The organism is bacterium (assembly GCA_040757115.1).
GTDB lineage: Bacteria > UBA9089 > CG2-30-40-21 > CG2-30-40-21 > SBAY01 > JBFLXS01.
In genome coordinates this window covers 1-8,396 of the sequence record JBFLYA010000162.1, presented here as the reverse complement: position 1 = coordinate 8,396, position 8,396 = coordinate 1, and the positions used below count along the sequence as shown (strand labels likewise).

At 34.3% G+C, this 8,396-nt stretch carries 14 protein-coding genes; all 14 read left to right on the top strand.

Going from position 1 to position 8,396, the window contains the following annotated elements; translation table 11 throughout:
- The first annotated feature begins 153 nt into the window (after positions 1-153).
- The 14 genes from AB1422_13340 to AB1422_13275 all read left to right on the top strand — a co-directional run bounded on the left by AB1422_13340 (position 154) and on the right by AB1422_13275 (position 8,234).
- Positions 154-585: a CBS domain-containing protein gene (locus AB1422_13340; GenBank protein ID MEW6620295.1), complete on the top strand. Its 432-nt coding sequence runs from the start codon at positions 154-156 to the stop codon at positions 583-585.
- Between the two features lie 419 nt (positions 586-1,004).
- Positions 1,005-1,445: an NADH-quinone oxidoreductase subunit I gene (locus AB1422_13335; protein MEW6620294.1), complete on the top strand. Its 441-nt coding sequence runs from the start codon at positions 1,005-1,007 to the stop codon at positions 1,443-1,445.
- A gap of 22 nt (positions 1,446-1,467) precedes the next feature.
- Positions 1,468-1,755, top strand: coding sequence for a nucleotidyltransferase domain-containing protein (locus tag AB1422_13330; protein ID MEW6620293.1), 288 nt, complete (start codon positions 1,468-1,470; stop codon positions 1,753-1,755).
- Positions 1,752-2,258, top strand: coding sequence for a hypothetical protein (locus tag AB1422_13325; protein ID MEW6620292.1), 507 nt, complete (start codon positions 1,752-1,754; stop codon positions 2,256-2,258). The genes AB1422_13330 and AB1422_13325 overlap by 4 nt, the downstream gene beginning before the upstream one ends.
- A 118-nt stretch (positions 2,259-2,376) precedes the next feature.
- Positions 2,377-3,444 (top strand): NADH-quinone oxidoreductase subunit NuoH, encoded by a 1,068-nt coding sequence (gene nuoH, locus AB1422_13320; protein ID MEW6620291.1) that lies wholly within the window; start codon positions 2,377-2,379, stop codon positions 3,442-3,444.
- Position 3,445: 1 nt separating this feature from the next.
- The gene (locus AB1422_13315) at positions 3,446-4,624 is read left to right on the top strand and encodes an ATP-binding protein (GenBank protein MEW6620290.1); all 1,179 of its coding nucleotides are present in this window, start codon (positions 3,446-3,448) and stop codon (positions 4,622-4,624) included.
- Positions 4,625-5,101, top strand: a complete 477-nt coding sequence (locus tag AB1422_13310; protein MEW6620289.1) for a hypothetical protein — start codon at positions 4,625-4,627, stop codon at positions 5,099-5,101. It abuts the gene before it with no gap.
- Positions 5,102-5,113: 12 nt separating this feature from the next.
- Complete coding sequence (locus AB1422_13305) at positions 5,114-5,617, top strand: NADH-quinone oxidoreductase subunit J (protein MEW6620288.1); 504 nt, start codon at positions 5,114-5,116, stop codon at positions 5,615-5,617.
- A 109-nt stretch (positions 5,618-5,726) separates the two neighbouring features.
- Entirely contained in the window at positions 5,727-6,026 is a 300-nt protein-coding gene (locus tag AB1422_13300; protein ID MEW6620287.1) for a nucleotidyltransferase domain-containing protein, read from the top strand.
- 16 nt (positions 6,027-6,042) lie between these two features.
- The gene (locus AB1422_13295) at positions 6,043-6,498 is read left to right on the top strand and encodes a hypothetical protein (protein ID MEW6620286.1); all 456 of its coding nucleotides are present in this window, start codon (positions 6,043-6,045) and stop codon (positions 6,496-6,498) included.
- 74 nt (positions 6,499-6,572) lie between these two features.
- Positions 6,573-6,878 carry an NADH-quinone oxidoreductase subunit NuoK gene (gene nuoK / locus AB1422_13290; protein ID MEW6620285.1) on the top strand — a complete coding sequence of 102 codons (306 nt, stop codon included), beginning with the start codon at positions 6,573-6,575 and terminating at the stop codon, positions 6,876-6,878.
- An 18-nt stretch (positions 6,879-6,896) separates the two neighbouring features.
- Positions 6,897-7,313, top strand: coding sequence for a retroviral-like aspartic protease family protein (locus tag AB1422_13285; protein MEW6620284.1), 417 nt, complete (start codon positions 6,897-6,899; stop codon positions 7,311-7,313).
- 35 nt (positions 7,314-7,348) lie between these two features.
- Entirely contained in the window at positions 7,349-7,801 is a 453-nt protein-coding gene (locus tag AB1422_13280; protein MEW6620283.1) for a nucleotidyltransferase domain-containing protein, read from the top strand.
- On the top strand, positions 7,794-8,234 hold the full coding sequence (locus AB1422_13275) for a HepT-like ribonuclease domain-containing protein (protein MEW6620282.1): 441 nt from the start codon (positions 7,794-7,796) through the stop codon (positions 8,232-8,234). The genes AB1422_13280 and AB1422_13275 overlap by 8 nt, the downstream gene beginning before the upstream one ends.
- Positions 8,235-8,396: the final 162 nt, after the last annotated feature.

Sequence of the window (8,396 nt, the reverse complement as noted above, 5' to 3'; positions counted from 1 at the left end):
AAAAACGAGCAAACTATGATTTGTAAGTCTATGAAAATCAAGGGGTTATACAACAGGAGGGCAATAAGAAAAAAGTGTATTTGTAACTTCTTGTTAATCAAGGAGTTATGAATTTCGTGAAAGGCACTTGGACTTTAAATATAGGAGGTAGATATGAAAGACTTAAAATCTATAAAGGTAAAGGATGTAATGGTCAGAGGGGTATTGATTATCCCGGAAAATGCCTCAGTATCTCAAGCAGTTAGAGTAATGGCGGATAATAAGGTCAGCGGACTGGCGGTTACATCTTCTCAAGAAGGATTAATCGGCGTTTTATCCGAAACAGATGTTGTCAAGGTATTTGGTGAGGATTTAATTAAAGTTAAAGTTAAAGATATTATGACAAAAGGGGTAATTGCTATTGATAAAGAGGAACCTCTGGAGAATGCCTGTCAGATAATGCGTCAGAAAAAAATACATCGGTTACTCATCCAGGAAGAGGTAAAAGGTGTCTATGGAAAGGAAGGGGAGACAAAAAAGTTTCCCGCAGGATTACTTTCTATATCTGACATTGTCAGGGTGTTGGCTGAAAGTCAAAAGGGATAAAAATTAGTAATTGCTAATTTAGTTACCATTTAAGCAATTACTAATATGGTTCTGCAAAATAGGATTTGGGGGAGACAACAAATAAATATCAAATATTAAATATTAAATATCAAATATAAATATCAAAATGCAAAATTACAAATCAAATTTCAAAAAGGACTTCGAGAATGTTAACGTTGAAAGGAAAGAGATGATTTTAGTGAACTTTGGCAAAGATAGTTGATAATTGATAGTAGATAGTTGATAGTTGAAGGACTATAAACTATACACTATACACTATAAACTATAAACGAGTTGTGCATTTTGCTCTTTGGAGGAAATTGATAAAAATAGAGGTTTTAAATACCCGCTTAAAAACTACAGTTTCTTAGTTTTGCAGAACTCTACAATTACTAAATATAAGGGTGGTAAATTAAAGGATGCGACAGAATATAATTATCTCAATTAAAGAACTTATAAAAGGATTATGCGTCACTTTTGGACATTTATTTGTTAAGTCGGTTACCTTGCAATATCCACGACAACGCTGGATTGTAGCCGATAGATACCGTGGATTGGAAAGATTAACTATAGATGAGAAAGGCGAGGAACGATGTGTAGGCTGTTGCCTTTGTGCCCAGATGTGTCCTTCTCAGGCAATAAAAATTGTTACCGGTGAGGGAACAGATTATAACAAAGAGGTTATATCCTTTGAAATAAATATTGCCAGATGCCTGTTTTGTGGATTATGTGTCGAAGCCTGTCCGAAAAATGCCTTGACTATGACTGGTGAGTATGAATTAGCGTGTTATAATCGAGCGGGAATGATTTACACAAAAGAGCTTCTCTATAAACCACCAGAGGTGACAAGGTATAAATAAACTATAGACAGAGAAAATTAAAATGAGAATTTCAGCAGAACAACTAGAGTTTCTTAAAAGGGAGATTTTGCTTCTTGTTCCAGATGCAGTAGTTTATCTTTTTGGTTCACGGGTAGATGACAAAAAAAAGGGTGGAGATATAGATATTATGATTCTATCTGACAGGAAAATAAGATGGAAGGAAAAAGCCAAAATAAAATGGCGATATTTTGAGAAATTTGGCGAGCAAAAAATTGACATAGTATCTTCTATGTTTAATGAGAACGATGCGTTTAAAGAACTGGTTTTGCAGGAAGGGATAAGGCTGTGAGAACCGAAGCATTAATCAGAGAAGAGTTAAAAAAAGACCTTAATAGGCTGGATATGGCAGTTAAAATGTTGCAACATTCATTGCAGGAGTGTGAAAAAATTGGGATAAAGACAGATTACTCTCTGGAAGAGCTTGATAGATTTGAAAGCCTTACTTCGAGATTTGCCAGAACAAGTGATATTTACACTCAAAAGATAATGAAGGGGATAATCCTTATTTTAAGAGAAGAAGCAAATACTTTTATAGATAGAGTAAATTTGTTTGAAAAACTGGAAATATCCTCTGCTGAAGAATTAAAATTGATAAGGGATTTAAGGAATGAAATCTCTCATGAATATAGGGTAGATGATATTACTGAAATATTTGAGGCTGTTATTGAATATAGCCACAAGTTGATAGAGATTATAGAAAAAACAAAGTCGTTTAGTGAAACGATAGGCAGAAAAATGTTGTTAACAGAAGAAACGGCCATGCCCACCGTGAGTGGGCACAAAAGGGGATGAAAATTGAGCATAGAGATTAGAGATTGGAGATTAGCAAGAGTGCAGGTTCTAATTCACTAATTCTCTAATCTCTAATTAACTATTTTCAGGAGAACGGTTATGAACGGGGGTAGATAAGATGGAGTTATTATTTAAGACACAAGAATTAATTGATAGAATCTATATTTTCTTACAAAAGTTATGCTGGGATTATAATATCCCATTTATTGTATTAACTGTGGGAATTATGGTTATCGTGGCAGGAATACTTGCTGGATTTGTGGCAGTTAATACGATGATGTTAGTTTTAGCTGAACGCAAAATAGCCGCTCATATCCAGGATAGACTGGGACCAATGCGGGTTGGATTTCACGGCATTTTACAAACAGCCGCCGATGCCGTTAAACTTGTTTTGAAAGAAAACTTAATGCCAAAGGCGGCGGATAAAACAATGTTTTTCCTGTCACCGATAATCGTCTTTTTCCCGGCGATAATGTGTTATGTGGTGCTTCCCTGGTCACCTGGAATTATCGTTAGAGATTTGAATCTTGGGCTATTATATCTTTTAGCCGTGAGTAGTATTGGAAGTATTGGAATAATTATGGCTGGTTGGTCATCGGGCAATAAATATTCATTACTTGGTGGGATGCGAAGTGCGGCTCAGGTGGTAAGTTACGAAGTCGCAATTGTGTTATCTCTCTTAGGGATAGTGATGATAGCTGGTTCTTTAAAAATGGGCGATATAGTTGATGCCCAGAGAAATATCTGGTATATCTGCTATCAACCACTTGGCTTTTTACTTTATTTAATTGCGGCTACGGCTGAATGCAATCGAGCACCATTTGACATCCCGGAGGCAGAATCAGAACTTGTCGCCGGTTTCCATACCGAATACGGCGGTATAAAATTTGCTATGTTTTTCTTAGCTGAATACGCAAATATGTTTGTTGTCTGTGCAATTTGCACAAGTTTATTTTTGGGTGGTTGGCAAGCAATACCAGAAATCCCGGTTACATTACCACCAATTATCTGGTTTTTAGCTAAAACCTATGCCATCGTCTTTGTAATGATGTGGATTAGATGGACTTATCCCAGACTACGCGTCGACCAATTAATGACCTTTGGCTGGAAATTCTTAGTTCCACTGGGATTTATTAATATAATTATTACGGGGTTACTGATGGTATTTAGTTCACGAGGTATTTAAAATGTTAAATATTGAAATTGAAAATTTAAGGTCTATTAAGAAACAGATAATTCAAATTGCTCCGATAACACTACTTTATGGTCCAAATGGCTCTGGAAAATCGACGATTATGCATTCCCTGGCAATTCTTAAAAATATTGTTCTTAATCCTAATCAAACTACTGATAGCTTTTTTAATCTTGGATTTAGCAATTTTGGTGGGTTTGAACAAATAGTGTTTAATCATAGTGTTGAGGAACAAATTAAATTAGGAATTAATTGCGAATATAATTCAATACAGGTCTTTTATAGAATTAGCCTGAGTAAAAAAAATGGAAGGTTCGGACTCATAATTTTACCATGGAATATTACACTTGACCTTGAAATAACATTCCCTTATCCTACAAATCAACAAGAAACGGTAGATATAGAAGGATTCTCAATAACCTGGAATGGAATTCTTGCTCAAGTAAAAAGTATACCAACACAACATATAACCTCCTGTTCTTCTCAGGAATTAGCTACTCTACTTAATGCTCATATAGAGATTATCAGGAAAACTGATTTTGTGCATCTAAAACGAGGATTTTCAAAACCACATTATGGAATAGTTTCACTTGCTCCTCCAGTATTTACAGAAGATGAAGTAGCCACTCTTTTAGCCAATGAACCGTATCTGGAAGGTGAAGTCAGTCATTATCTTGAACAAATCCTTCAAAAGGACTTGCGGGTCAAAATGACACCAGGAACTAATCTCTTCTGGCTTAATACCCTTGATAAAACAACCGGATTAACCACAGAATTAGTTAACGATGGATTTGGCATCAATCAAGTGGTTTATTTACTGGCAAAATGTCTTTATAGAGATACGGCGGTGGTATGTATTGAAGAACCAGAAATTCATTTACATCCAAAGGCATTAAGGAATCTTGCTTATGCCTTAATCCGAATGACTAAGGACTTAAAGAAAACAATTATTATCTCTACTCATAGTGAACATTTTGTGTTAGCTCTACTTAGCGCCGTCGCTAAAAAAGAACTTGAACCGAATAATTTATCTTGCTATTTATGCACGAAAGATAACCGCGAAAGTAAATTTGAATATCAAGGGATAAATGATAATGGCCAGATTGAAGGTGGATTGACTTCTTTTATGGAAGGAGAGTTAGAAGACCTTAAGGATATTTTAGGAGTAAAATAGGTGAAACATAGAGACAGATTGAATATCGTTATTGATGAGTGGATAATTCATTTTATATCACCTAAAGAGTCAACACCTGAAAAACAAAAGATAGTGTTTGAATTTTTACAGAAGGTTTTTGAAAAATGCGATAAATTCGTTATAATAAAGGGAGGAAAGTTAGAGAAAAAAATATGGGGGATAGCAAAAGAATCAGGTAATTGGAGACCTGAAATTAGAAGTTTGGTAAAAAATTTTATTTATCAATTTCGGACTAATAGTAAAAAATTTGAGATACTTGAAGAAAATAATTTAATTCCATTATCTTCAGAACTAATACAAGAAACACCAGAAGATGATTTGTATTTAGTTAAAGCTGCTATATCAACAAAAAGTTGTATTCTGACTACAGATAATAGATTAAAAGAAAAAATGGTTTCACGAAAGGAACTGTCTATTTATCTGGTGGATGAATTTCTTAAAAATTACGATTGTTAAAGGAGAAATTTAATGGAAGGCGTTGGTAGTATGATAACATTTTATATCCTGGCAGGAATTGCCGTTATAAGTGCTATTTTAGTTGTTAGTCTGAGAAGTCTGGTGCATTGTGTCGTTTCTTTAGCACTTTTGCTATTGACACTGGCAGGATTATACATTACCCTATGGGCAGAATTTATTGCTCTGGTGCAGGTATTAATCTATGTTGGTGCAATTATTGTCTTATTTCTATTCTTAATTATGTTGACTTATAGAATTTCAGACAAAGGTATAAAACAAACCAATGAACAAAAGAGCACTTCGGCTATTTTAGCCGGACTTCTGTTATTCCTTTTAATCACGGTGCTGACGAAGACAACCTGGAATGTTACTCCCACTTCAGAAGTGGTTAATACTACCGCTAAAATTGGTAATTTGCTTTTAACTACCTATGTTTTTCCTTTTGAGTTAATCTCATTGGTATTATTAGCCTGTCTGATTGGTGCAATTGTGATTGCGAAAAAAGAAGAGAATTAGCGGATTAGAGATTAGCAAATTAATGAGTTAGAAACTCTATAAACTACGATGAACGATGAACCAGAGGGCGCTCTATTCAAGTGCAATAGAGTTAAAAAGGTCATAGAAATTGCGAATTAAAGAAGAGATATTAAAACTAATCAAGAAACTTGCCATAGAATATTTTGGCAAGGATTGCGAGGTAGCTATCTTTGGCTCCAGAATTGACAATACAAAAAGGGGTGGAGATATTGATATCTATATTGAAACCTCAATCGCACCGGAGATTATTGAAGCAAAGGCAAGATTCCTTGCAAACCTTGAAATCGCATTAGGAGACCAAAAAATAGATTTGGTGGTTAAAAAAAGAAATGAAACACGAAAAGAACCAATTTATAAATATGCAAAATCAACAGGGGTTAGAATATAATTTTAGTCAGGAGAATTTGAAGTTTTACATATCTATCTGTAACCTTCATATGAAAAGACTTATTTCGGGAATAGATGTCCTTCAACAGATAGTCCCTTTAAGTATAGAAAAATATGAGAAACTTACAGAGCAGGAAATCTCATATATAGACCAGATGTCATATCGCTTTGGCAAACTTCAGGATACCGCAGGTAGATTATTAAAGATTTTACTGGTGAATCTTGGCGAAGATATAGAAGACAGCCCTTTTATTGATGTATTAAACAGAGCAGAAAAACTTAAGATAATTGAGAGTGCACAGGAATGGATTATACTTAGAAAATTGAGAAATATCCTTACCCATGAATACAGCGAAGAAGAAAAAGATATTGTAGATGGCATAAATAAACTCTTTGAAATATCTAATAAACTGTGCGAGATTTATGAAAAAATAAAAACTAACATAAAACAGCTTACTGAATTAGCAAATTAACAATTGATGATGAGGATTGAAGTTAGTAATCATCAATCTAAAATCATAAATTTAAAAAGGAAGGATAAAAGACAATGACTTTATCGCATTATCTTATTCTATCGGCTATACTTTTTGCCATTGGAGTGTATGGTGCTTTAACTCGTAGAAATGCCATTGGCATACTTTTGTGCATTGAGATAATGTTAAATGCGGTCAATATCAATTTAGTTGCCTTCTCAAAATATGTTACCCCAAATGAACTAACCGGTCAGATATTTACTATATTTACCATAACCATAGCCGCCGCAGAAGCCGCCGTTGGTTTGGCTATCATTATCGCTATCTATCGCCATATAAAAACAGTCAATATGGAGAAGATAAATTTGATGAAGTGGTGAAAAGAAGAGGTGGGTAAAATGGGAAGAACTGTTGAAAAGGTTGTAGTTAAAAATTTTGCAGATGTGGTATTGCAGACTAAAGGGATGATTAGAGAAAATGAAATAAGGAGTGTTGAAATTGAGGGAATAGTGGATACTGGTGCCGCATATCTATGTCTGCCGCCAGATATAATTGAAAGATTAGGATTATTATATTCCCATACACGAGAAATATCAACTGCCAATGGACGGGTAAATCGCCGTATCTTTAGGGGAGCAATTATCATTATTCAGGATAGAGACATTGAAATGCAGGTGATGGAAAATGATGCATCTACACCGCCTCTAATTGGGTACCTGGTATTAGAAGATATGGATTTTGTTGTTGATACAAAATCACAGAGAATAATTCCTAATCCCGAACATGAGGGAAAGTGGATTACAGATCTTTATTAAACAAACCTTTTGTGTTTGTTAGAAAGAGGTCTTAAATGATTACTCAACAAGATAAAGATACCTTTATTTCAACATTAAAAACATTTTTTAAAGAAAAGGCAGCGGATTATAAAAGTGAGATGGTCTTTTTATACGGTTCATGGGCAACTGGTTATCCCAGACAAGATTCAGATGTAGATTTAGCTGTGTTATTACCAGAGTCACTATCAGATGATGAAATATTCAATATTATTATGGATATTTCATATCACCTCTCTTCAAAGATTAATAAAGAGGTAAATATACTTCCAATTTATAGGGATTTTAGAAAACCTATGCTCTATTATAATGCCATTATTCTAAGTACCCCAATATACATTAACGATTTTCAAGAATATGTTAAATTAAAGAACGAAGCTATATTTCAGATGGAAGATTTTAGTATATTTGGGATAAAATGGCAGATAGAAATGACGCGGAAAAATTTGGAGGCACTAAAGTATGGCTAAGTTTGAGTATGCAAAAGGAAGAATTATCGAATCCCTCCAATTTATCTCTGATGAGATGAAAGAATTTGATACAAAATATGCAGATAAGACATGGGAGGAATATGAGAAAGATAGAGAACTTCAGAAGATTATGGAAAGGACGGTTGAAAATATTCTTACTGCACTTATTGAAATAAGTGGAAGTCTCCTGACACAAGAAGGTATTGCCGTAGAAAATTATGCTGAGGTAATGCAAAAGTGTGCTAACTTATTTGGTTTGACAGATGAAGAACAACAAAATATGGCTCAATTAGCTATTGCCAGAAATCGGTTAGTTCACCGTTATCTCAATCTTAAATGGCAGGTAATAAATATGTATAAAACTAATTGCCCTTTGATTGAGAGATTATTAACTTCTATATTGAAAAGAGAAGAAAATAAACAAAAGGAGTGAATATTATGCTTTCTTATACCTGGTGGGTGCCAACTTTACCATTATTAGCCGTGCCGATAATCGTATTTTGGACACGGAAGAATAAGGATTTAAGTTCTTATGTCTCCATTGGGGCTATTTTTATGTCCTTCCTTATTTCTTGTGCAGTATTCTATTGGGTAA

What these genes read in the sequence shown, in the direction of transcription:
- AB1422_13340 (MEW6620295.1), top strand. Translation starts at nt 154, where the DNA reads ATGAAAGACTTAAAATCTATAAAGGTAAAGGATGTAATGGTCAGAGGG.
- AB1422_13335 (MEW6620294.1), top strand. Translation starts at nt 1,005, where the DNA reads ATGCGACAGAATATAATTATCTCAATTAAAGAACTTATAAAAGGATTA.
- AB1422_13330 (MEW6620293.1), top strand. Translation starts at nt 1,468, where the DNA reads ATGAGAATTTCAGCAGAACAACTAGAGTTTCTTAAAAGGGAGATTTTG.
- nuoH (MEW6620291.1), top strand. Translation starts at nt 2,377, where the DNA reads ATGGAGTTATTATTTAAGACACAAGAATTAATTGATAGAATCTATATT.
- AB1422_13315 (MEW6620290.1), top strand. Translation starts at nt 3,446, where the DNA reads ATGTTAAATATTGAAATTGAAAATTTAAGGTCTATTAAGAAACAGATA.
- AB1422_13305 (MEW6620288.1), top strand. Translation starts at nt 5,114, where the DNA reads ATGGAAGGCGTTGGTAGTATGATAACATTTTATATCCTGGCAGGAATT.
- nuoK (MEW6620285.1), top strand. Translation starts at nt 6,573, where the DNA reads ATGACTTTATCGCATTATCTTATTCTATCGGCTATACTTTTTGCCATT.
- AB1422_13285 (MEW6620284.1), top strand. Translation starts at nt 6,897, where the DNA reads ATGGGAAGAACTGTTGAAAAGGTTGTAGTTAAAAATTTTGCAGATGTG.
- AB1422_13280 (MEW6620283.1), top strand. Translation starts at nt 7,349, where the DNA reads ATGATTACTCAACAAGATAAAGATACCTTTATTTCAACATTAAAAACA.
- AB1422_13275 (MEW6620282.1), top strand. Translation starts at nt 7,794, where the DNA reads ATGGCTAAGTTTGAGTATGCAAAAGGAAGAATTATCGAATCCCTCCAA.